The sequence below is a fragment of the Prochlorococcus marinus str. AS9601 genome, assembly GCF_000015645.1.
GTDB classification, from domain to species: domain Bacteria; phylum Cyanobacteriota; class Cyanobacteriia; order PCC-6307; family Cyanobiaceae; genus Prochlorococcus_A; species Prochlorococcus_A marinus_O.
This window is the reverse complement of the sequence record NC_008816.1, coordinates 930,162-948,607: the sequence shown is the minus strand read 5'-3', so window position 1 is coordinate 948,607 and position 18,446 is coordinate 930,162. Positions and strand designations below refer to the sequence as shown.

Below are 18,446 nucleotides of genomic sequence, written 5' to 3'. Positions count from 1 at the left end.
ATTACATTCCCTTTAAACTTTATAAGTCTTCAAATATACAAATTAATTTTCTTTGTATAAATTCAATCCTTTTAAAGATTAACAAATTTATATTCATTGAATTTTCATTAAATAAAGTATCTCTAAATCCTGTCTTGAGTCCGATATTTTTCTTTTTAAAAAGATTAATTCTTCTTGGCTCATTTTTGATTCTTTTATTATCAATTCTGCTTGTTCAATAGCATGTTCTATATTTCTAATTTTAATTTCTCTTATTGAGGGATCATCTTTACATGCTTTTTTAGTATTTGCATCTAACATATGTACGAAAAAATCACCTTGAATATAATCTAAATTAAAACTTCATTATGCTACAACCGCAAATTTAATTAAAATAAATTATTATCAAGATAAGAACTTTAACCTTAGCTAACCCTCTCTTCAATTGATCGAGTGGGTTTTTTTTATGGTGTAATATACTCCTAGCATTTACTATTAATTTGGAAGATTCAAAACTTAATCCTGAGGAAAATAATTCAATCGAATCGTCCCCCAATTTGAATGAAGACAATAAAGATCTTAATGAGGGGAATAAAAAAGAAGAAAATGTAAAGGCATTTACAGAATTTCTAGAGAAAGCAAGTAATCAAGATTCTTCAGAAGAAAAAGTAAAACTTGATTCTGGGCAACAAAAACCAAAAATTGACAAGTCACTTTTTAAAAGATTTCTTAATAATGGATTTGATGGAATTTCAACTAATCCAAACTATAAAATGTTGGCATTATTAATAGTCCTTTTAATTAATCTGTCTCTATTTTTTGTAATTGGCAATATGGGTAAAGCGTTTTTAAGAAATGCAGGAATTATGGGTTAAAAATTATTTATTTCTTTTTGGAAATTCATCTTTACAATTTTGATTCTTCAAATGAAACTGTGATATTTTCTTGTCAAATTAATATTTAAAACAAAATTTGGATAATAAAGAGCCAGAAAATCCAGTAGTTTATCTTTCTAATTTAGTCAAGAAATTAGATGTAAAAAACAGAAATGGTTTAGTAGCCTTAGCAATAGTAAACCTTTTAGTGATACTTTTATTTAAATTTTATTTGAAAGGATCTGGATTATTATCTTGAATTTAACTGCTGGTAGTATTATTCAGCATTCTCAAATTGTTTAGCTAATCTAAATGCCTTCTTAATTATTAGAAAGCCACCATATGCTCCTGCCAGTAAAGGTAATACTATTAAAGGGTTAGGGGAATAATCTGAATAATTTTTCACACCCTCAACATATTCATAACCTGAACATTTAAGAAAGATAAAGCTAAAAAATGTGATACTCCAACCAATGATTGATAAAAAGCCACCTTTTTTATCACCTTCGTAGAATCTGTCTAGACCTAAGCCCCAACCTCCTATTAGGAATATTCCTCTAACAACAGAATTTTTTTCTTGATTTCTAAGCATAATAAAAAAATGTTCATTATGAACATAACCTATTTATATTTAAGATGTGAGAAGTTTTTATTAATTAATCTTTAAAATAAATTTTTAATGGTTTTCTCTATAAATAACAAAATTATTATTCAGTGTTTTAATTAATCATTAGAGATTGAATTTGAATTCAACAAGGAAATTGAAGGTCTTATATAAATAAAAATAGACCCATACATATCCTGCACAATTCTCATTTCATCGTCTAAATATACTATTGAAACCTGGCAATTTGGCGATTCTTTATTCCAAGGTAACTTATTCCATACCTCTTTAACTGGATACCATCTATCCATAAGTAATTCACTAAATAATGGAATCTTATTAAGTCCATCAACTTTGGAAACTTTTGTCTTTTGTAGTTTCATATCAAGAAAATTATTTCTTAAAACTAAATCACTTGCTAGGGTTATTACTCTTCCACCAAAAGTAGGCAATAGTTTGAACCAACCTAAGATAGGAATAGTTGTAAGCCCAAATATTGTAGTGTCAAAAGTAGATATAAATTCTTTTTTTTCAAAATCAATCTTTTGAGCAATTCTCCCAATAGTTGATATGCCAAAGGATCCTACTTGCAATTGATGTAATTTAAAAAAAAGATTACTTTTAAATTCATCATTTAATGCCTTTTCAATAGCAAGGAAGAAAGGAGAACTTCGAAATAATTCAACATTAGAAAAAATTAATTCCCACTCTCCAGACAATAATTTTTCTGATATTTCAAAACTAAAGTCTTTAAGAGCATCAATCAATTCATCCATTTCATTAGCTTTTTCCTCATACATAGGAGAAATTAATTTATTTAATCTTTGCCCTCTATCTGTAACAGCAGCTATTTTATATATATTTGACTTTATCTCTCCAATTTCTTTCATAACTCCAATACAAGAAATACTAATTAATCTTAGGAATTTAATTTGATGTTGATGGAAATTTTAATAATGCTGGTAATAAAATCAATTAATATTCTCCCCATCTTTTACCAATATCAAAACCCCATTCAGTGGTTAATTTAATTACTTCATCATGATTCTTGCATTTTGAAAGGGATAACTTTTTACCAGGATTATTTTTTATTAGCTCAGCAATTTGATTAAGTTGCTCTATCTTTTTTAGAAAATTACTTAGATCTTTATCTGACATTTATCTAGGAAGTAAATTTTTGATCATAAGTAAATATGTAATAAAGAACCCAGGCAACACCAATAATAAGAATCGCAATCATTATATTTACTGACCAAACTACTTCTATCATGTAATTTTTTTTATATATTTTTAATATATCCAAAATTTAAATTAAATTAAATTAAATTAGCCATTAATAATTTAAATCTAGAACAATACACTACTACTACTGGGTATATAGAATAGTCATAAATAGTTTAAAAATTATGGGAGAAGCTAAGAGAAGGAAAGAGTTAGGTTTACAACCTAGAGAAAAGAAAAAGGAAAAACAAACATCGAAAAATCAACTAAACAAAATTTTAAATAAATATCCTTATTTCCCTTTCATTTTAGGTTTTTCTTTACTAGCAATATTAATTATCGATTTAGTTAATTACTACAAATAGATATATAAAAAGGGGATACTTTTAGCAGAAGAGAAGATTATCTTCGCAATTGCGAAATTATTTTTCCATAATAAAAATAAAACTCATGAAACCGATTAACACCTCATGCGCCTTAATCTTAGGGGTACTAACTTTGTTTTCAATATCTAATGCAAATGCAGGTGGCTGCAGTTCTCATAGTGAGAAGAAGGCAGAAATTGAATGCTTGTCTGATGATAAAAAATGTATAGAAGCGAAAGAAAAAGAATCACTATACAAAGTTGAGGCCTAAATGTTTGATAATCTTGGAACTGCTCTAGTACAGGCATTAGGCTTCTTTACTGTTTTTGGTTTTTTTGTATATCAAACTTTATTTGCAGATAGCAAACCCAAAAATTCAAAATCAAATCCTAAAAAAACAAAGATTTCTGACAAAAAAGAATCAATTAAAAAAGAACCTAAAAAAGGCTTATTTAATAGAAAATCTAAACCTGTTGAAGAGAATTTAACAGTCCAAAAAAAGGGATTATTTGGGAGAAAAAAAGAAGTTTTTAAAGAAGAGATTAAACCAAAGAAAAAAGGTTGGTTTAAATAGGTAAAGTTACTTAAACTCTTTTTTGATATCTTTTATACAAAAATTTTTTTTAGTAACTTTATAATTTAAAGAAGATAACACTCAAAATGAACCATAGAGAAATCACAAAAAAATATAGCGAGTTACTTAACAAGGCTGAGTTTGCTATTGGCCGTAAGGAAGTTGTAGGTCTTTTAAAAAAAGCTGCCAAATTGAAATCTCAGATTGAAATCAATTAGTAGATCTTAAAATTAGTTTAATTCTAAATGTAAAAAATTTTTTTAAATAAGTTTTTACATGAGATAATCTGCATAGATTATTTTTCTTATGAATAAAAAAGGTTATACAACCGAAAGCGGTGGTAGACAAAATGGTTTTGCAATTGAACCAGAAATTAACCCCATATCAGAAGGCGAATCAAAGAAATCCATATTTTTATTTATTGGAATATTATTACCTTTTCTTATAGGCGGTTTTTATTATTTAAGGACTCTGAATATATTCTGATATTTTATAAGCCATTTTTAGTAATATATTCTTCTGAACTAACTATATCTTGCATTAAGCTCTCTGATGAAGGATTAAATCCATTTTGCTCTAAAAAAGATTTAACCTTTTCAAATTTTTGCTGAATTTTCTTTGTATATGGAGTTGTCATCAAATAATCATCTTTTTCTGTTGAATAGTTCATTTGATTAACGGATTACTTTTACAACTAAATTTTGCAAAATATGCTATTGCTAGTGAAGTTATAAATATTACATAAATAATTTAATAGTAATAAATACTTATAAGTCGTTTGTGTGAGGTCGATATTGGTTGATTTTTTTAAAGAGTACTTATAGTAACTAGTTCCATTAAATCTCTGGACTGCAGATATTTTTGAAATACTTCAGAATAAAATGCTTTTTTAGCAGCAAATTTTGATTCGAATTCAATTACTAATCCTAGCTGCCCTCCATCCCATTCATTTGAGGTTGATTCTTGTATTAAATCTCTTTTTACTATTACTCCTCCCACAGATTTAATCCAAGGCAATACTGTCCTTATATATTCCAGAAATAAATCAGCATTTGGAATTGAAATTTTCTTAAGCCAATAGCTCTTTGTCATCAAATCAACATATTCTGGGTAGAATATAGCACATGGAGGTAAGTATTTATCCTTAGCTATATACTCCAACGTTTATTAAATGGAAACCGAAAATGATTTATTAAATTTACTTCTTAAATCTCCAAATTCAGAGAGTATACGTAATTTTGCCGAACAACTTGAAATTGATCATAATTTTTCCTTTACCAAAGATAGAAATGATTTGCAGGGTGTTTGGGAGCTTAGGTGGAGTAGTTCTAATAGCCCTTTTTTAAAATATTCTCCTTTTATTGATAACCTTCAATTTCTTGACCCCTTAAATTTAAATGGTCTTAATTTACTTAAACCTAGAGGAATAAAATCAATTATTGGTACTGGCATTTTAATAAGATTTAATTACATAAATGAAAAAAAAATTGGGGTCAAATTTACACATGCCGGTGTTATTGGCCCTAAATTTGGAAGAAAAAATTTTAAGGCTATGAAAGAAATAAATAATGAACAATTAGGGTGGTTAGAGATAACATATTTAAGCAATAAGCTTAGAATCTGTAGAGGTGATAAAGGAACTTTATTTGTTTTAAGAAAAATAAATTCACCGACTTTATTCAATAATTTCAAGGAATTTATTAAAATCTATTAAAAATAGAAATTAATTCTTTATCCAAATAGACTTTAATGCGAAATAAATTGGTAAATATTTAAATGATTCTTTAGGTATTTCATAACTTAAGAATTTTAGTGCTTCTTCTAACCAGTAACCTATATCAAATCCTAAAAGAATTTTTTCTACAACAAACCAAAATTCTTTATCAAATATAATTCTGAAGTTTAAATAAACATATTCCCAATGAAAGGTATTCCAATATTGGGTTAAAAATGAGGATAAAATAAGCCATAGTGATATAAATAGAAAACTTTTAAGAAATTTATAAAATTTTTTCATATACCAGCAACTGTCTTATTTAATTTCAAATATCCCTTATTATTATTTGGATCAAATTTTATTTCCATTAAATATATTCAAAAAGATATAAAAATATTGTGAAAATAGTAAATTTTCGTGGCATTAATAATCTATTCTTCTTTTTTTAGATTCTGTGCCTTTAGATTTTTATTCTTAAGAAAAAAGCCTAAAAACAGAAAAGCAGAATATATTAGTAAGCTTATGCCAAAAATTAAAACTATCTTTGAAATATCCATAAATGATTTTTTTTATAAATTACAGCATTTTTTGCAAAGTTTTATCTATGGTAATGATTTTTCATTTATCACGATAACGAGCTTCAATTATTAAGCTAATAATATTATTTAAATCATATGCAAGTAGCTTTTGCCTGGAGCCTTTGTCTGTCAGTTGGTGTTGTTTTATTATCAATTATTCCATTAACTATAGGGAGAGTTAAAGCAGGATATTCTGTTGAAAATATGTCTGCTCCAAGGGCTTTATTCGATGAATTACCTTCTTTTGGAAAAAGAGCAGTTTGGTGTCATCAAAATTGTTGGGAAAGTATTTCTCTACATGCACCCGCATGTCTTCTTTGTTTGATTAGTTTAACTGACTCTAATATTGCAATAATTGCAGCATTGATTCATCCTATTTTTCGATTTTTATATATTGGTGCATATATATTTAATATCCCCACAGCTAGAGGTTTAATGTGGGCCTCAGGAATTTTTACAACACTTTTGCTTTATAAAGAGGGCTTAACTCAATTGATATAAACTTTTTAAACAATAAATTTTTCTAAATCTTTTAATTGATATTCATTGATTAGTTCCACTTTATTTGATTTTGCTAGTTGATGAGCAGACTTTGTAAAGCCAGATTTTGAGACTATTATTGCATGTGTACCTTTCCAAAATAATTTACCAGCTGAAATTTCCTGAACTGCTTTATTTCCAATGGCTTTTTCATGATCTTTGCATTGTATACATATTCGCAAATCATTTATTGACGCAATTAAGTCAACCCCTTGATCTCCTGTAATAGGGGTTTCTTTTACCTCCCAGCCATTTTGTTTGAGAATTTCCATACAATGATTTTCAAATCTAATACCTTTTTTGTAGTTTCCCTTTTTTTTACTTGAGTAGCTTTTTTCTATTAGGTTTAAGCATGATTTCTCAATTTGACTTGCTATGAAAACAAACCAATCTTCAGTCTCGAGCTTTCTAATAGATCCAATTATCTCATCATCAATAGTAGGATTTTCATTACAGTAGGATCTCCACTTTTCGAAAAATAATTCCGTACTTCCAAATTCTTTTAAAATTACTTTTTCATAGAAGTATGGTATACCCTCTTTAAATCGCTTAGATCCATTAAATATATTTTTCTCAATGGCTTTTTCATCAAGAGGTGGATTGCCAATCCATTTTTTATAATCCTCGTTACCGTAAGCATCTATCTCCCTTAATCTGATCCTCTCCTCTAACAAATTGTATTTGTTCTCGTCAATTAATTTATTAATTGTTTTAATAAAGAAATTGGAATTTAAGGCATTTTTTAATTTTAACTTTTTCTTCTTAATTTGATAATCTCTTACTATTATAAAAATTAAAAAAATGATAAAAATAATTAAAATAAAAAAATTTTTCATTAAAGATTTTTATTTTCTATCTAAAAAGTTTTTGTTTTTCTAATAACAAAATTATTTTTTGTTATTACTGAAGATTCATTTACTTCAAACCCATTAATTGCTGATATTTCTCCTTTTATGCCTTCTAATGTTAATTGCTCGATAATGCCTTTTATTACTTCGTCCTCGACCAATTTTCTATCAATTCTTTCGGGTGTAATATCTGTAAGCCATTTTGAGGTCTTTTTTTTTACAACCTCTGTAGGGTTAGTTATTTTTAAGTAGATAGCCATTTTTTATGTCATTCAGTTGAATTATAAGCATTAAATCTTCTTAACTTTTATTATTGTCATTACTTTCCCACTCAAGAAATTGAAAAACAAAAATTGCAAAGATAGAGAAAAATACTATAAACAACCCTAACCATCCTATAAATTTGTGCTCTGTAAAAAGATTAGTGAGCATTGATTTTTCTTGATATCTTGATTCCATTTCATATTGATAAGAATCAATAACTTGAAATATATTCATAATTAATAAATCGTTGAATTAGCGGATAATAATTTCAACCATTTAATTTACTAAAGGCTTCCGATAGGAAATCTGGTCTTTTTCTTATTATAGAAAAATTCAGTTTATTTATTAAGACTAAATTGACTTCAGCAATCGTTAAGATTTCATTTTTCTTGTTATGAAATTTTGAAATTACATTAATCCTAGGACTTTTATCAATATTGAATTCGCTCTCGATTGTTATTTTTTCACCAAGAAATAAAGGAGATTTATATTTTATAGAAGTATTGATTAAAGGTAAATCTAAGCCATTTTTAGTTAGTTCGAAATAACTTATACCTACTTCTGAAAGTGCATTTATTCGGCTTTCTTCAAGCCAATTAAAATATTTACCGTGCCACATTACGCCTGCATGATCTGCATCTTGAGGTAAAACAATTTTTTCTATTTTCCAAACTGGTTTTGAGTTCATCTTTTATTTAAAAAATATTTTTGTTCAATGAAAAAAATTTATTTTGTTATTGTAGATTAATTTTGTTTATTAACATAAGAATCATCAAAACTATATTTATAAAGTTATGTTTAATCGAAAAAAAAGAACTAGAAAAATAAAGAAGATTTTTCAATGGGAAGAATATTTAAATTGGAAAAATATGTCAAAGGAACAGAAATTAAATTTCAAGAGGGCATGCTTATTCCCCTTTCTCGTCTATATGGTTTATGTTTTTCTTAATAAGTACTCATTAGCAATTCTTTTGTTACTAGGTCTTTATTTTTTAATTAGATTTAAAAATAGAAATAAATTGGGAAGATGATTATTTTTTGATTTATATAGATTTGTTTTAAAATAATCTAGTTTTTCTAATTAACTCTATTGGCATATAACAATAGTATTAGATAAATTTTTTTTATGAAAAGAATTGTTTTGTTTTTATGTGTATTAGTTTTTTCAATATTTTCTAATACGAATAATTTATTAGCAAAAGAAATTGAAAATAACATTAAAGATAATATTTCTAATGAAATTGAAGAAATTAAGCCTGATAATAAAAAAACTAATATTTCTAATTCTTCGGTAGAAGATATATTTGGAGATGAACAAACTTTTCCATTCGTTGCAGGTTTAGGGAAAAATGCAGCCCATTGATTTTAAGGTTCTTGATAATTTAGAAAAGATTTTTTAATACTAATGAAAGGTCTTAGGGTCCTAGAACTTTCTGAAGCACTTGATATTGATAGCTCCGACTTATTAGCTGTTTGTGCAATTCTAAAAATAAAAGCCACATCTAGATTAAGCATGCTTTCATTTGAAGAATGTAAAAAGATAACTGATTACTATGAAAATAAAAATTAGATTTTTTTTTAAATTATTTTATTTTTTAATGTCTTTAATCATTGATACTAAAGTTGAATGAATTTCTTCTTCAGATATTTCATTTTTAAAATTGATAATTGCTGATTGGCCATCGTAATTGATTTTTATATAACTATTATTAATTTCTTCCATATAAGCATTCTCAAATCTTGATATCTTCCCATAATGAATAAGATATTTGTGTACTGAATCTATGTGATCATTATTCATGTGATCACAAACTCTTTTACTTGTTTCTTTACTAATAATTTTCATTTAAAAAATAAATTTGTTTTAAGCTAATCTATTTTTTTCATTATTCAAAGTTTGAATCATTTTATTTATTAAATTTTTAACTTCATTTTTATCAACAGCTCTAACCAAGTTATTTCTCAAATTTGATGCCCCTTTAAAGTCTTTGCATGTCCATGAGATATGTTTCCTTGCGATTAGCAAACCGTGATCTCCTTTTTCTTTTATTAATTCATCAAGATGCTCAATAATTAAATATAGTTTTTCTTCTGTGTTTGGTTCTTTAAAATTTTTATTTTCTCTAAGAGCATAATCTATTTCTCCTATTTTCCATGGGGATCCTAAAATTCCTCGTCCAATCATTACACCATCAGCTTTTGTTTTTTTCAAACAATTAAGAGCGTCATCTGGATTTTTGATATCTCCATTAGCAATTACTGGAATTTCCAACAACTTTTTAAGTCTCCCGATCATTTCCCAATCTGACTTGCCTGAAAAACCCTGTTTTCTAGTTCTTCCATGAAGTGTGATCATGGTTGCTCCCGCATCTTGAAGTTTAAATAAGAAATCCTCTATATTTTCTTCTTTACTATCCCATCCGAGTCGTGTTTTTACTGTTACAGGAACCCTAACAGCTTTTACAACATTTTTGACTAATTCTATAGCAAGTTTTCGGTCTTTAATTAAGGCACTGCCTCCACCTTTCTTTGCAATTTTTTTTACTGGACATCCCATATTTATATCGATTAAGAAAGCTCCAGAGTCCTCAGCTTGTTTTGCAGCTTCAGAAACAGCATATGGCCTATTATCAAATATTTGTACTCCAATTGGACCTTCTTCTAAATCTATTTGATTGATTTTTTGTGTGCCATATCCTTTTTTAAGACTTGTGGCATTTATCATTTCTGTAAAAAGTAAAGAGTTTGGAGCCCATTTACGTACAAGTCGTCTAAAAATGTTATCCGTAACTCCTGCTAATGGCGATAGCATTACCTTACTCGTAATTTTTCTGTTAACTCCCCTTCCTTTTAGCCTTATATTTGAAGACATATAATTTTAAATTTATTTAATCTTTATTTATTATAAATTCAGATAGGGAGATGATCTTACGTTTTCTATTTATTTCTTAATTTATACTAAGTGCTTTTACTTAAATAGGCCTAATTGATTACTTTTTTTGCTAGTTTATGTTGAGTTGAAATTTAAAAAGGAAATTTTTTCTTGTTTATATTAGTATCTATTTTTCTTCCAATAATTATTTTTATTGCACCAATAAATGTAAATGCTATTCAAGGTAATTTAGATTTATCAAGTGCTCAAACTTCTGTAGGAAAAAGATTTGCTAAAGTTTTTTGTGATGCTAAGAGGGAAGGTTTAGATTCTGATTTTGCTAGTGAATATGCTTTGAATAATACATATTTGAAATTTGTAGCATTTCCTGATGATGACGAATATTTGGCTGATTTATGGAAATTTACCCATAATAATATATTAGATAATTGTGGTGAATTTGTAGATATAAATGATCTAAAAGATCTTGAGATTTTTTTTAAAGAAGAAGGTTTAATTGCATCAAATAGGGAACTCTATTTACCCACTTTTGAGAATAATTAGATTAAATTTTTAGCATGTACTAAGATATAAATAGAATATGAAATTTTATGAAACTATTAGGTTTAAATTCACCTGAAATATTCATAATATTAGTAATTTTGCTTTCAATTTTAGGTCCTAAAAGAGTTGAAAAAGGCTCCTTATTATTCAAAAAACTATTAAAGTTCCTTTTAAGTAAAGATGAAGATCAAAGTTCAGCAAATTCAAAAGTAAAACCAGAGGAATCAGAAGAAAGTGAAGTTAAAGAAGAAACAGTAGAGTCAGAATTAAAACCAGAGGAACCAGAAGAAAGTGAAGTTAAAGAAGAAACAGTAGAGTCAGAATTAAAACCAGAGGAACCAGAAGAAAGTGAAGTTAAAGAAGAAACAGTAGAGTCAGAATTAAAACCAGAGGAACCAGAAGAAAGTGAAGTTAAAGAAGAAACAGCAGAGTCAGAATTAAAACCAGAGGAAAAATCAATTAAACCTAAAAAAAGAACTGTTAAAGATGAAATAATAGATGTAGAAGTTGATTCTGATAATAAATAAGATTTAAAATAAATAAAAGAATTCTAGACAAGCTTGAATCTAAAAAAGAAAATTTTAAAATAATTTGCTTATTTTTTAATTAAATAAAAAAGTCTTAATTTTTAATATTTTAATTTGAAAAATAAGAAGGTTTTTATGAATCTAAAGCTACTTCTATAGCTGCTATTAAGTTTTCGTCAAACGGTTTAACACCTGGCTTGAATCTTGCAATTACTTTACTATCTTTCCCTATCAGAAACTTCTCGAAATTCCATTCAACATCTCCTTCAGGTTCAACTTTGTTAAGGGTTGTGTATGGTTCTGTGGTATTCCCTTTGGCATGAACTTTTTCATAGATTTCAAATTTAACTCCATATTTTGTTGTGCAAAAATCTTTTATTTCTGAGATAGAATCGGGTTCTTGTTTTCCAAAATCATTACAAGGGAAAGCAAGTATTCTTAGCCCTTTGCTTGCATATAAATCATGTAGTTTTTGAAGATCATCATACTGAGCAGTATTTCCGCAATAACTAGCTACATTAACAACTAAAATTACCTCCCCTGAATATTCACCTAGTTTTATGGATGATCCGTCTGCGGAAAGAACTGTAGTATTTTGTACGTCAACTTGCATGTCTAAAAAAAATCACCCTTTGAAGATAGCATTGTATAGACTTTATTGTGTTTAATTTATATGGTGTTTTTGGTTATTTCTTTCATAAGTTTTAATTTTTCATCTATTAAACCATTTATAATTAATATTATTAGTCAGTTTAAATTTGGACCCTTTAGACCCACTTACTGAAATTATTAATTCCGGTCAAGGTTTTTCACCTGCAATTGCTTTAGAAAGAATTATTTGGGCAATGATTGGAATCTTTTTTTTAGGAGCAATTTCAAGATCAATAACTAATAGCATGCGAAGTCAAAATTGGTTTGGTAGAAATTTTTTATTTAGTTATTCTAAAGATAAAAAAAATACAGATAATACATCTTCACAACCTTCTAGTGATGAGGAATAAGTTTTATAAATGAAAGAATCAATTTTTTCTAAAAAGAGAATTTTATTACTTGGTAGTGGCGAGCTTGGAAAAGAATTAGTAATAGAATCCAAAAGATTAGGATTAGAAGTCATTGCAATTGATCGATATGAAAAAGCTCCTGCTATGCAAGTTGCTGATTATTCAAGAGTAATTGAAATGGGAGATAAAAATATTTTAAAAAATGTAATAAAAGAATTTAAGCCTGACTATGTTGTCCCAGAAATAGAGGCACTTTCAATTGAAGCCCTAAAAGAACTCGAGGATGAAGGATTCAATATTGTTCCCAATGCTAGAACTGTAGAAATTACAATGAATAGAGATAAAATTAGAGACTTAGCTTCTAAAGATTTAAAAATTAAAACTGCAAAGTTTGATTATATTTTTGAATTTGATGATTTAGAAAAAAAAGCAGATGAAATTGGATTCCCACTTTTACTTAAACCTTTAATGAGCTCTTCAGGAAAAGGGCAAAGTTTGGTTGAAACAAAAAATGATTTACAAAATGCTTGGAAACAGGCACAAGCAAATTCAAGAGGAAAGGTTAAAGGTGTAATTATTGAAGAATTTATTAATTTTGATTTTGAGTTTACTCTTTTAACTGTAAGAAAAGAAAATGGTGAAAATATTTTTTGTTTACCAATTGGACATCTTCAATCTAATGGAGACTATCAATGTAGTTGGCAACCTTTAGAGATCAAGGAGTCCTTAATTATTGAAGCTAAGAGAATGACTAGTAGAATATTAAATAACCTTAATGGAGCTGGATTATACGGAGTAGAATTTTTTATAAAAGGAAGTGAGGTTATCTTTTCAGAATTATCTCCAAGACCTCACGACACTGGTATGGTTACATTAGTTAGTCAAAATATTAATGAATTTGAATTACATTTAAGGGCTTTTTTAAATTTACCAATACCGCGTATCGATCTAATAGAGCCCTCTGCAACCAGAGTTATACTCTCTAACCAAGAGTATCTAAATCCTATTTATGAGGGTCTTTATGAAGCATTAGAATTTGAAAAGACCAAAGTGCTCATATTTGGCAAACCAGTTTCCAGAAAAGGCAGAAGAATGGGTGTTGTTCTCTCTTCAAATACTGACATAAATTTGGCCAGAAAAAATGCAGATGAAGCTGCTCTTAAAATAAAAGTCAGTACTACATAAATATTAAATAAAAATAACGAAAAAAATACTTATTTCCTTTGTTTTTGTTAGGTGTCTCTCTGAGTATTATTTGAGTATGTTCTCTCTTTCTCAATGATAGAAAATTATAAAGGTTGGGATATAACTTTAAATTGGGATAATAAAGATTATCTCGAGAGGGATATAACTAAAAATAATTTTTTTAATCAAAAGGAAAAATGGATTGGGGTTAACTTAAATGGTGAAAAAATCTATGGCTCTTCTCTGAAAGAAATTAGGCATATTATTGATTATCCTAGCTTGCATGCAAAGTAGGTTAAAAGATTTTTTTTAATTATCCTGATTATTTTCATTATCTTCAATTAGTTCATTGGCAAGTTTTCTTAAATCTCCCTTGATCGAGACCCATGTAAAGGCAATTATAAAAATTGAAGCAGATATTGCAACAGTGATTTTTTCGAAAGGGGACATTCCAAGTGCAATAGCAAACATTTCTAACTAAATACTAATTTTTTATTATATTGAATTTTTTTAAATAGTTAGATTTTTTTTTTTTTTTTGCAATGATATTTAAAATTAATCAAAATATAATAAATAAAATTTAAATTACTTATTTTATTTATTGTTTTTGATTTCAATTTTATTCAGTAAGATTAAATTATGGAAAAAAAAAAGTGCCCTCAATGTAAAAATTTAATTTTAAAAACTTCTCCAACATGTTTATATTGTGGTAGACCTAATAAATTTATAACTAAGGAATACGTAAATAAAAAGTGGAATAAAGATAATAATAAAAATGTATTTGATTATATTTTTTTTAATAAGTATATTGTATTTATTTTATTATTAATATTTACAATCGTTATTATTAAATTTAGTTAAATATCATCAAAAAATCACTCTATTATTGCATCTAAAACTTCTTTAGTATTTTTTGATAGTTTATTTTTTTTAATCTGCTTTATTGTTTTAATCATATTACTTTTGTAAGGTTCTGAATAATAATTATATCTACTAAATATTTTTACAAAACGGGAAATTACTATTGGGTTTAATTTATCGAATTCAATTATCTTTTTTGCAATATATTTATAACCAGAACCATTAATTGCATGAAAAGTACTATTTCTTGTTACGAATGTATTTAATATAGCTCTTAATGTGTTTGGTGATTTTGAATCAAAAAAATTATTTTCAAATAATCTTTCAATGCTGCTTGTTTTTTCATCAATTTCTATAGATGCATTAAATGAGAACCAACTATCCAATACGACACTATTATTTTTCCATTTATTGAAGAATATATTTGAAATAATTTTTCTTTCAGGACAATTAATTCTACTGAATGAATTCATTGCAGCTTTTGCTAGCGTCATAGAATTACTATCGACATAATTAATTATTCTGTCTTTAATTTCCCTATCATCACTGCTTAAGAGTAGTTTCCAAATAGTTTCGATTAGTTTTCTTTCATTTTTACCTTCTGGCCAAACTTTATCTAGATTTTTCTCTATTTCTTGGAGCTTAAAATGTAATTCTTTTTTTAATTTGGTACCGAATAAATGATTTAATTCGTCAATAGTTTTATATATCTTTAAAGGGTCTATATTTTCTATCTCCGATTCAATTTCAGCAAATGTCGGAATACTTAGTAATTCTGATAAAAGAGATAAATTAATATCTTTATTTTTTATAAATGATATTAAGGTGCTTATTAATTTATTTTCAATTTTATGATCTGGTTTTTCACCTAATCTGCATAAAATAATTTTTTTATAAAATACTTTTACAGTATTAGATAGTGTAAAAAAATCTTTTTCATATTTTAAGATTAAAAACTTTTCATCCAAGGTAGTGTCTGATTCCCACTCAACAGGTGAAGAGAATTCGCGAAAATAAGTCACTAAAGGAATTTGGAAGTGAGATCTTACATTCCTAAAAATGAATTCTTGTTTTTTTGTTTTTAAAACAACTGTTTTTTCTATCGATTTGTTATCACCGCAAAATATAGCCAGATTTATAGGAATTATTAGAGGTAAATCATTATATGGGTTCTTCTTTATTGGATTACTTTGTGAAGCTTCAATTGTAAGTTTTTCGCCTGTTTGATCCCAGATTCTCTTGAATTTAATTTTTGGAGTCCCATTTTGCTTGTACCAGATTTTAAACTTTTCAGGATCGATTTCCTTATTGTGCTCTAAAATTTTATAGACAAATTGGTCTATTGTTGCTGCCTTTCCATCATATGTTGAGATGTAATTACTAAATCCTCTATAGAAATTTTCATCTTTTACAAGCTTATTAAGCATTCTAATTATTTCTGCTCCTTTCTCGTAAATAGTGGTCGTATAGAAATTGTCTATTTCTTGGTATCTCTCTGGCATTACAGGATGTGATGTTGGACCAGAATCCTCTCTAAATTGATTTCTTCTGAGAAATTTCGCATCATCAAGTCTCTTGATTTCACGATTATGAACGTCTGCAGTGAATTGTTGATCTCTGAATACTGTTAAGCCCTCTTTTAAAGATAGTTGAAACCAATCCCTACAAGTTACTCTATTCCCCGTCCAATTATGGAAGTATTCATGGGCGATCACACCTTCTATTCTTTCTAATTCTTCATCAGTTGTTGTTTCAGAATTAGCGAGTATGAGTTTTGAGTTGAAAATATTGAGACTTTTATTTTCCATTGCTCCCATATTAAAGTGCCTGACTGCAACAATATTGAACAATGACAAATCGTATTCAAGGTTATATTTATCCTCGTCCCACTTCATAGATTTCTGTAATGAACTTATTGCATGTTGAACATATTTTTCATCGCCATACTCAACATAAATATTTATTTTTACTTTTTTATTCGATTTTGTTATGAAATTGTCTTTTACACAATTAAGTTTCCCTGCTACCAATGCAAATAGATATGAGGGTTTCGGATATGGGTCTTCCCAAATTATTTCATGTCGATTATTTGCAAGATTATTTTCTTTTACGACGTTACCATTTGAAAGTAAAACAGGATAATCATTCTTGTCTGCCTCAATTCTCACGGTGTATTTGCTTAGTATATCAGGCCTATCAGAGTGAAAACTTATTCTTCTAAATCCCTCCGCCTCACATTGCGTAGTTATAATTCCATTGCTCTCATACATTCCTAAAAGGGATGTATTTTCCTTCGGTTTAATTATGCCTTCTATTTTTAATAAAAAATTATCTTTGTTTATATTTTCAATTTTTAAGTTATTTTTTTGCTGTTTGTAGTATTCCTTTCCCAGTAGTGAGTCATCTATAAATATTTTTTTTATTAATATATCCGTACCATCAAGAATTAGATTGTTGGTATTCTTATTTTTTTTTACCAATTTTAGTTTGGTCGTAACATTTACAGCATTTTTCTTAATTATGAAGTCCAAAAATATTTCTGGAATTTCATAATCAAAAAATTTGTAATCTTCAAGTTTCACATATCTTGAAATATTATTTTGGTTTTTTGGATTGTTCATCTTTACAAAGAAGTTAAGAAGTTAAAAATTCTAGAATACTTATTTTGAAATTATAAGTTTGGTTTATTATCTTCTGTTTCACAAAAATGTGTTTTAATCTCCCCAGAAGGTAGTAGTTCGTATAAAGAAGGATTATTAATATCAGGCGATCCGTCCTTATTAAATTGATACCTCCAGTCCCATTTTTTATCTGTAAAGGAAATATAATCTTTTCGTAGAGAATATGGGAGCATAAGCTTTTTTTTATTCCAATTGATATTTATAAATGCTCCGGGCTTTAACTCAGATATCTTTTCTACTATGGAAAAGTCACCATTAATATTATTTCTCATCACAAGATTAAGCTTTGAATTTTCGCATACATAGCTACTATTTAAAGCTAATAAAAGTATTGAGGTAATAAAAAATGAATGAATTTTTTGAGCTCCTTTTAAAGAAGATTTACTTTCAAGCTAAATGATTTAATTAAAGATCTTTTTGGGTCGGTTTAAATCATAATAGATTGCATACTCTTTAGATCTATAAGATTACAATTTAATTCCTCTTTATAATCCTGAACTGAAATAAAATTATTTAAAAAACCTGAATATTTTGCATCTCCGCCTATGGTGCTGGAAAGTATATATTTTGGATTGAATTTGTTAATTAATTTGGGGATTACATCAGCACCTTTTACAAAAGAACCTACTAGGGGTAAGTCTAAATTTTTTGTAGGAGTAATGACAGCATCAAGAGTTTGCTTATTTAAATTTTCATCAAGATATCCATGGGGTTCTATATAAAACCCATTATCTTGATCGTCTTTAACAATATATCCGTTTTCTATTTGTGGTACTGGAGCCCCAGCAGTAGCCTCAAAACTTAAATTAAAAAGATTTGTCTTTTCAGTTGGCTTAAGCACTTTAATTGTACTAAAACCAATTTTTTTTAATGTTTCAACAGCACTTATGGGACAAATTATGGGAATATCCTTTCTGAACATTTCTAATGTTGGAACATGACAGTGGTCGGGTAATCCTTGGGTTAACAAAATAATATCTATTTTTTTATCTATTGAAATTTCTTCTTCTAATGATCCTTTAAAAAACCACTCACCTAGAGGAAATATTAAATCTCCTTTGAGCCAAGGATCAATAATTAAATTGGTTTTATTAAATTTTATAAGCCAACCATTTGAACCAAGGTAGGTCGCTTGAAAAGTCATTATCACTTAATTGTTTTAATAGACTATAAAGTAATTTTGGCTTTAT

34 protein-coding genes are annotated in these 18,446 nt (G+C 27.4%); 16 read left to right on the top strand and 18 right to left on the bottom strand.

Features of this window, described 5'->3' with window-relative positions; genetic code table 11:
* Window positions 1-93: 93 nt before the first annotated feature.
* On the bottom strand, window positions 94-300 hold the full coding sequence (locus tag A9601_RS14455) for a hypothetical protein (protein ID WP_011818557.1): 207 nt from the start codon (window positions 298-300) through the stop codon (window positions 94-96).
* A gap of 179 nt (window positions 301-479) precedes the next feature.
* Here A9601_RS14455 and A9601_RS14450 point away from each other — a divergent pair, with 179 nt between their 5' ends.
* A complete protein-coding gene (locus tag A9601_RS14450) occupies window positions 480-854 on the top strand; it encodes a hypothetical protein (protein ID WP_011818556.1) in 375 nt (124 codons plus the stop codon).
* A 97-nt stretch (window positions 855-951) separates the two neighbouring features.
* A complete protein-coding gene (locus A9601_RS18675) occupies window positions 952-1,113 on the top strand; it encodes a hypothetical protein (protein ID WP_011818555.1) in 162 nt (53 codons plus the stop codon).
* Window positions 1,114-1,131: 18 nt separating this feature from the next.
* Here A9601_RS18675 and A9601_RS14445 read toward each other — a convergent pair whose 3' ends face one another.
* The 3 genes from A9601_RS14445 to A9601_RS14435 form a co-directional block, all read right to left on the bottom strand.
* Window positions 1,132-1,446: a hypothetical protein gene (locus A9601_RS14445; protein ID WP_011818554.1), complete on the bottom strand. Its 315-nt coding sequence runs from the start codon at window positions 1,444-1,446 to the stop codon at window positions 1,132-1,134.
* Window positions 1,447-1,577: 131 nt separating this feature from the next.
* Complete coding sequence (locus tag A9601_RS14440; RefSeq protein ID WP_011818553.1) at window positions 1,578-2,348, bottom strand: PAP/fibrillin family protein; 771 nt, start codon at window positions 2,346-2,348, stop codon at window positions 1,578-1,580.
* A gap of 85 nt (window positions 2,349-2,433) precedes the next feature.
* Window positions 2,434-2,616, bottom strand: a complete 183-nt coding sequence (locus A9601_RS14435) for a Nif11 family protein (protein ID WP_011818552.1) — start codon at window positions 2,614-2,616, stop codon at window positions 2,434-2,436.
* Window positions 2,617-2,864: 248 nt separating this feature from the next.
* Between A9601_RS14435 and A9601_RS14430 the strand changes: the two genes are divergently transcribed.
* The 5 genes from A9601_RS14430 (at window position 2,865) to A9601_RS14415 (ending at window position 4,104) form a co-directional block, all read left to right on the top strand.
* Window positions 2,865-3,044, top strand: a complete 180-nt coding sequence (locus A9601_RS14430; RefSeq protein ID WP_011818551.1) for a hypothetical protein — start codon at window positions 2,865-2,867, stop codon at window positions 3,042-3,044.
* An 85-nt stretch (window positions 3,045-3,129) separates the two neighbouring features.
* Window positions 3,130-3,315 (top strand): hypothetical protein, encoded by a 186-nt coding sequence (locus A9601_RS14425; protein WP_225866242.1) that lies wholly within the window; start codon window positions 3,130-3,132, stop codon window positions 3,313-3,315.
* Window positions 3,316-3,618 carry a hypothetical protein gene (locus tag A9601_RS14420; protein ID WP_011818549.1) on the top strand — a complete coding sequence of 101 codons (303 nt, stop codon included), beginning with the start codon at window positions 3,316-3,318 and terminating at the stop codon, window positions 3,616-3,618.
* 86 nt (window positions 3,619-3,704) lie between these two features.
* Window positions 3,705-3,836: a hypothetical protein gene (locus A9601_RS18940; protein ID WP_011818548.1), complete on the top strand. Its 132-nt coding sequence runs from the start codon at window positions 3,705-3,707 to the stop codon at window positions 3,834-3,836.
* An 88-nt stretch (window positions 3,837-3,924) separates the two neighbouring features.
* The gene (locus A9601_RS14415; protein ID WP_011818547.1) at window positions 3,925-4,104 is read left to right on the top strand and encodes a hypothetical protein; all 180 of its coding nucleotides are present in this window, start codon (window positions 3,925-3,927) and stop codon (window positions 4,102-4,104) included.
* Window positions 4,105-4,108: 4 nt separating this feature from the next.
* Here the strand turns inward: A9601_RS14415 and A9601_RS14410 are convergent, their stop codons facing one another.
* Window positions 4,109-4,288 carry a hypothetical protein gene (locus tag A9601_RS14410; protein ID WP_011818546.1) on the bottom strand — a complete coding sequence of 60 codons (180 nt, stop codon included), beginning with the start codon at window positions 4,286-4,288 and terminating at the stop codon, window positions 4,109-4,111.
* A 137-nt stretch (window positions 4,289-4,425) separates the two neighbouring features.
* A complete protein-coding gene (locus A9601_RS14405; protein ID WP_011376579.1) occupies window positions 4,426-4,710 on the bottom strand; it encodes a DUF1330 domain-containing protein in 285 nt (94 codons plus the stop codon).
* A gap of 79 nt (window positions 4,711-4,789) precedes the next feature.
* On the opposite strand from A9601_RS14405, the gene A9601_RS14400 reads away from it, so the two are divergent.
* Window positions 4,790-5,332: a PAP/fibrillin family protein gene (locus tag A9601_RS14400; protein ID WP_011818545.1), complete on the top strand. Its 543-nt coding sequence runs from the start codon at window positions 4,790-4,792 to the stop codon at window positions 5,330-5,332.
* Between the two features lie 9 nt (window positions 5,333-5,341).
* On the opposite strand, the gene A9601_RS14395 is transcribed toward A9601_RS14400, so the two are convergent.
* Window positions 5,342-5,635: a hypothetical protein gene (locus A9601_RS14395; RefSeq protein ID WP_011818544.1), complete on the bottom strand. Its 294-nt coding sequence runs from the start codon at window positions 5,633-5,635 to the stop codon at window positions 5,342-5,344.
* A gap of 374 nt (window positions 5,636-6,009) precedes the next feature.
* Here A9601_RS14395 and A9601_RS14390 point away from each other — a divergent pair, with 374 nt between their 5' ends.
* Complete coding sequence (locus tag A9601_RS14390; protein ID WP_011818542.1) at window positions 6,010-6,414, top strand: MAPEG family protein; 405 nt, start codon at window positions 6,010-6,012, stop codon at window positions 6,412-6,414.
* Window positions 6,415-6,419: 5 nt separating this feature from the next.
* Here A9601_RS14390 and A9601_RS14385 read toward each other — a convergent pair whose 3' ends face one another.
* The 4 genes from A9601_RS14385 to A9601_RS14370 are packed head-to-tail and all read right to left on the bottom strand — an operon-like array spanning window position 6,420 to window position 8,253.
* Window positions 6,420-7,289, bottom strand: coding sequence for a restriction endonuclease (locus tag A9601_RS14385; protein WP_011818541.1), 870 nt, complete (start codon window positions 7,287-7,289; stop codon window positions 6,420-6,422).
* Window positions 7,290-7,309: 20 nt separating this feature from the next.
* A complete protein-coding gene (locus A9601_RS14380) occupies window positions 7,310-7,561 on the bottom strand; it encodes a hypothetical protein (protein ID WP_011818540.1) in 252 nt (83 codons plus the stop codon).
* Window positions 7,562-7,601: 40 nt separating this feature from the next.
* Window positions 7,602-7,799 carry a hypothetical protein gene (locus A9601_RS14375; protein ID WP_011818539.1) on the bottom strand — a complete coding sequence of 66 codons (198 nt, stop codon included), beginning with the start codon at window positions 7,797-7,799 and terminating at the stop codon, window positions 7,602-7,604.
* A gap of 34 nt (window positions 7,800-7,833) precedes the next feature.
* The gene (locus tag A9601_RS14370; RefSeq protein WP_011818538.1) at window positions 7,834-8,253 is read right to left on the bottom strand and encodes an acyl-CoA thioesterase; all 420 of its coding nucleotides are present in this window, start codon (window positions 8,251-8,253) and stop codon (window positions 7,834-7,836) included.
* Between the two features lie 438 nt (window positions 8,254-8,691).
* Between A9601_RS14370 and A9601_RS14360 the strand changes: the two genes are divergently transcribed.
* Together A9601_RS14360 and A9601_RS18670 are read left to right on the top strand one after the other, a co-directional pair.
* Complete coding sequence (locus tag A9601_RS14360; protein WP_011818536.1) at window positions 8,692-8,928, top strand: hypothetical protein; 237 nt, start codon at window positions 8,692-8,694, stop codon at window positions 8,926-8,928.
* A 42-nt stretch (window positions 8,929-8,970) separates the two neighbouring features.
* Window positions 8,971-9,135 carry a translation initiation factor IF-2 N-terminal domain-containing protein gene (locus tag A9601_RS18670; protein WP_011818535.1) on the top strand — a complete coding sequence of 55 codons (165 nt, stop codon included), beginning with the start codon at window positions 8,971-8,973 and terminating at the stop codon, window positions 9,133-9,135.
* A gap of 18 nt (window positions 9,136-9,153) precedes the next feature.
* Here the strand turns inward: A9601_RS18670 and A9601_RS14355 are convergent, their stop codons facing one another.
* Window positions 9,154-9,411 carry a DUF2470 domain-containing protein gene (locus A9601_RS14355; RefSeq protein WP_011818534.1) on the bottom strand — a complete coding sequence of 86 codons (258 nt, stop codon included), beginning with the start codon at window positions 9,409-9,411 and terminating at the stop codon, window positions 9,154-9,156.
* An 18-nt stretch (window positions 9,412-9,429) separates the two neighbouring features.
* Window positions 9,430-10,437, bottom strand: a complete 1,008-nt coding sequence (gene dusB / locus A9601_RS14350) for a tRNA dihydrouridine synthase DusB (protein WP_011818533.1) — start codon at window positions 10,435-10,437, stop codon at window positions 9,430-9,432.
* A 171-nt stretch (window positions 10,438-10,608) separates the two neighbouring features.
* Between dusB and A9601_RS14345 the strand changes: the two genes are divergently transcribed.
* Both A9601_RS14345 and A9601_RS14340 read left to right on the top strand, forming a co-directional pair.
* Window positions 10,609-11,001, top strand: a complete 393-nt coding sequence (locus A9601_RS14345) for a hypothetical protein (RefSeq protein WP_011818532.1) — start codon at window positions 10,609-10,611, stop codon at window positions 10,999-11,001.
* A 47-nt stretch (window positions 11,002-11,048) separates the two neighbouring features.
* Complete coding sequence (locus tag A9601_RS14340; RefSeq protein WP_011818531.1) at window positions 11,049-11,528, top strand: hypothetical protein; 480 nt, start codon at window positions 11,049-11,051, stop codon at window positions 11,526-11,528.
* 133 nt (window positions 11,529-11,661) lie between these two features.
* Here the strand turns inward: A9601_RS14340 and A9601_RS14335 are convergent, their stop codons facing one another.
* Entirely contained in the window at window positions 11,662-12,141 is a 480-nt protein-coding gene (locus A9601_RS14335; protein ID WP_011818530.1) for a glutathione peroxidase, read from the bottom strand.
* Window positions 12,142-12,286: 145 nt separating this feature from the next.
* On the opposite strand from A9601_RS14335, the gene A9601_RS14330 reads away from it, so the two are divergent.
* The 3 genes from A9601_RS14330 to A9601_RS14320 all read left to right on the top strand — a co-directional run bounded on the left by A9601_RS14330 (window position 12,287) and on the right by A9601_RS14320 (window position 14,008).
* Window positions 12,287-12,529: a hypothetical protein gene (locus tag A9601_RS14330; protein ID WP_011818529.1), complete on the top strand. Its 243-nt coding sequence runs from the start codon at window positions 12,287-12,289 to the stop codon at window positions 12,527-12,529.
* Window positions 12,530-12,538: 9 nt separating this feature from the next.
* Window positions 12,539-13,714, top strand: a complete 1,176-nt coding sequence (gene purT, locus A9601_RS14325; protein ID WP_011818528.1) for a formate-dependent phosphoribosylglycinamide formyltransferase — start codon at window positions 12,539-12,541, stop codon at window positions 13,712-13,714.
* Window positions 13,715-13,807: 93 nt separating this feature from the next.
* Entirely contained in the window at window positions 13,808-14,008 is a 201-nt protein-coding gene (locus A9601_RS14320) for a hypothetical protein (protein WP_011818527.1), read from the top strand.
* Window positions 14,009-14,023: 15 nt separating this feature from the next.
* On the opposite strand, the gene A9601_RS14315 is transcribed toward A9601_RS14320, so the two are convergent.
* From A9601_RS14315 to A9601_RS14295, 4 genes are all read right to left on the bottom strand, one after another.
* Window positions 14,024-14,185, bottom strand: coding sequence for a hypothetical protein (locus A9601_RS14315; protein WP_011818526.1), 162 nt, complete (start codon window positions 14,183-14,185; stop codon window positions 14,024-14,026).
* Between the two features lie 404 nt (window positions 14,186-14,589).
* The gene (pepN, locus tag A9601_RS14305) at window positions 14,590-17,196 is read right to left on the bottom strand and encodes an aminopeptidase N (protein WP_011818525.1); all 2,607 of its coding nucleotides are present in this window, start codon (window positions 17,194-17,196) and stop codon (window positions 14,590-14,592) included.
* Window positions 17,197-17,246: 50 nt separating this feature from the next.
* Window positions 17,247-17,528 carry a hypothetical protein gene (locus A9601_RS14300; protein ID WP_011818524.1) on the bottom strand — a complete coding sequence of 94 codons (282 nt, stop codon included), beginning with the start codon at window positions 17,526-17,528 and terminating at the stop codon, window positions 17,247-17,249.
* Between the two features lie 155 nt (window positions 17,529-17,683).
* A complete protein-coding gene (locus tag A9601_RS14295) occupies window positions 17,684-18,400 on the bottom strand; it encodes an MBL fold metallo-hydrolase (RefSeq protein WP_011818523.1) in 717 nt (238 codons plus the stop codon).
* Window positions 18,401-18,446: the final 46 nt, after the last annotated feature.

Bases quoted from the DNA above. Each gene is read 5' to 3' on its own strand.
- A9601_RS14455 (WP_011818557.1), bottom strand. From the start codon at position 300: ATGTTAGATGCAAATACTAAAAAAGCATGTAAAGATGATCCCTCAATA.
- A9601_RS14445 (WP_011818554.1), bottom strand. From the start codon at position 1,446: ATGCTTAGAAATCAAGAAAAAAATTCTGTTGTTAGAGGAATATTCCTA.
- A9601_RS14440 (WP_011818553.1), bottom strand. From the start codon at position 2,348: ATGAAAGAAATTGGAGAGATAAAGTCAAATATATATAAAATAGCTGCT.
- A9601_RS14435 (WP_011818552.1), bottom strand. From the start codon at position 2,616: ATGTCAGATAAAGATCTAAGTAATTTTCTAAAAAAGATAGAGCAACTT.
- A9601_RS14430 (WP_011818551.1), top strand. From the start codon at position 2,865: ATGGGAGAAGCTAAGAGAAGGAAAGAGTTAGGTTTACAACCTAGAGAA.
- A9601_RS14425 (WP_225866242.1), top strand. From the start codon at position 3,130: ATGAAACCGATTAACACCTCATGCGCCTTAATCTTAGGGGTACTAACT.
- A9601_RS14420 (WP_011818549.1), top strand. From the start codon at position 3,316: ATGTTTGATAATCTTGGAACTGCTCTAGTACAGGCATTAGGCTTCTTT.
- A9601_RS18940 (WP_011818548.1), top strand. From the start codon at position 3,705: ATGAACCATAGAGAAATCACAAAAAAATATAGCGAGTTACTTAACAAG.
- A9601_RS14415 (WP_011818547.1), top strand. From the start codon at position 3,925: ATGAATAAAAAAGGTTATACAACCGAAAGCGGTGGTAGACAAAATGGT.
- A9601_RS14410 (WP_011818546.1), bottom strand. From the start codon at position 4,288: ATGAACTATTCAACAGAAAAAGATGATTATTTGATGACAACTCCATAT.
- A9601_RS14405 (WP_011376579.1), bottom strand. From the start codon at position 4,710: ATGACAAAGAGCTATTGGCTTAAGAAAATTTCAATTCCAAATGCTGAT.
- A9601_RS14400 (WP_011818545.1), top strand. From the start codon at position 4,790: ATGGAAACCGAAAATGATTTATTAAATTTACTTCTTAAATCTCCAAAT.
- A9601_RS14395 (WP_011818544.1), bottom strand. From the start codon at position 5,635: ATGAAAAAATTTTATAAATTTCTTAAAAGTTTTCTATTTATATCACTA.
- A9601_RS14390 (WP_011818542.1), top strand. From the start codon at position 6,010: ATGCAAGTAGCTTTTGCCTGGAGCCTTTGTCTGTCAGTTGGTGTTGTT.
- A9601_RS14385 (WP_011818541.1), bottom strand. From the start codon at position 7,289: ATGAAAAATTTTTTTATTTTAATTATTTTTATCATTTTTTTAATTTTT.
- A9601_RS14380 (WP_011818540.1), bottom strand. From the start codon at position 7,561: ATGGCTATCTACTTAAAAATAACTAACCCTACAGAGGTTGTAAAAAAA.
- A9601_RS14375 (WP_011818539.1), bottom strand. From the start codon at position 7,799: ATGAATATATTTCAAGTTATTGATTCTTATCAATATGAAATGGAATCA.
- A9601_RS14370 (WP_011818538.1), bottom strand. From the start codon at position 8,253: ATGAACTCAAAACCAGTTTGGAAAATAGAAAAAATTGTTTTACCTCAA.
- A9601_RS14360 (WP_011818536.1), top strand. From the start codon at position 8,692: ATGAAAAGAATTGTTTTGTTTTTATGTGTATTAGTTTTTTCAATATTT.
- A9601_RS18670 (WP_011818535.1), top strand. From the start codon at position 8,971: ATGAAAGGTCTTAGGGTCCTAGAACTTTCTGAAGCACTTGATATTGAT.
- A9601_RS14355 (WP_011818534.1), bottom strand. From the start codon at position 9,411: ATGAAAATTATTAGTAAAGAAACAAGTAAAAGAGTTTGTGATCACATG.
- dusB (WP_011818533.1), bottom strand. From the start codon at position 10,437: ATGTCTTCAAATATAAGGCTAAAAGGAAGGGGAGTTAACAGAAAAATT.
- A9601_RS14340 (WP_011818531.1), top strand. From the start codon at position 11,049: ATGAAACTATTAGGTTTAAATTCACCTGAAATATTCATAATATTAGTA.
- A9601_RS14335 (WP_011818530.1), bottom strand. From the start codon at position 12,141: ATGCAAGTTGACGTACAAAATACTACAGTTCTTTCCGCAGACGGATCA.
- purT (WP_011818528.1), top strand. From the start codon at position 12,539: ATGAAAGAATCAATTTTTTCTAAAAAGAGAATTTTATTACTTGGTAGT.
- A9601_RS14320 (WP_011818527.1), top strand. From the start codon at position 13,808: ATGATAGAAAATTATAAAGGTTGGGATATAACTTTAAATTGGGATAAT.
- A9601_RS14315 (WP_011818526.1), bottom strand. From the start codon at position 14,185: ATGTTTGCTATTGCACTTGGAATGTCCCCTTTCGAAAAAATCACTGTT.
- pepN (WP_011818525.1), bottom strand. From the start codon at position 17,196: ATGAACAATCCAAAAAACCAAAATAATATTTCAAGATATGTGAAACTT.
- A9601_RS14300 (WP_011818524.1), bottom strand. From the start codon at position 17,528: ATGAGAAATAATATTAATGGTGACTTTTCCATAGTAGAAAAGATATCT.
- A9601_RS14295 (WP_011818523.1), bottom strand. From the start codon at position 18,400: ATGACTTTTCAAGCGACCTACCTTGGTTCAAATGGTTGGCTTATAAAA.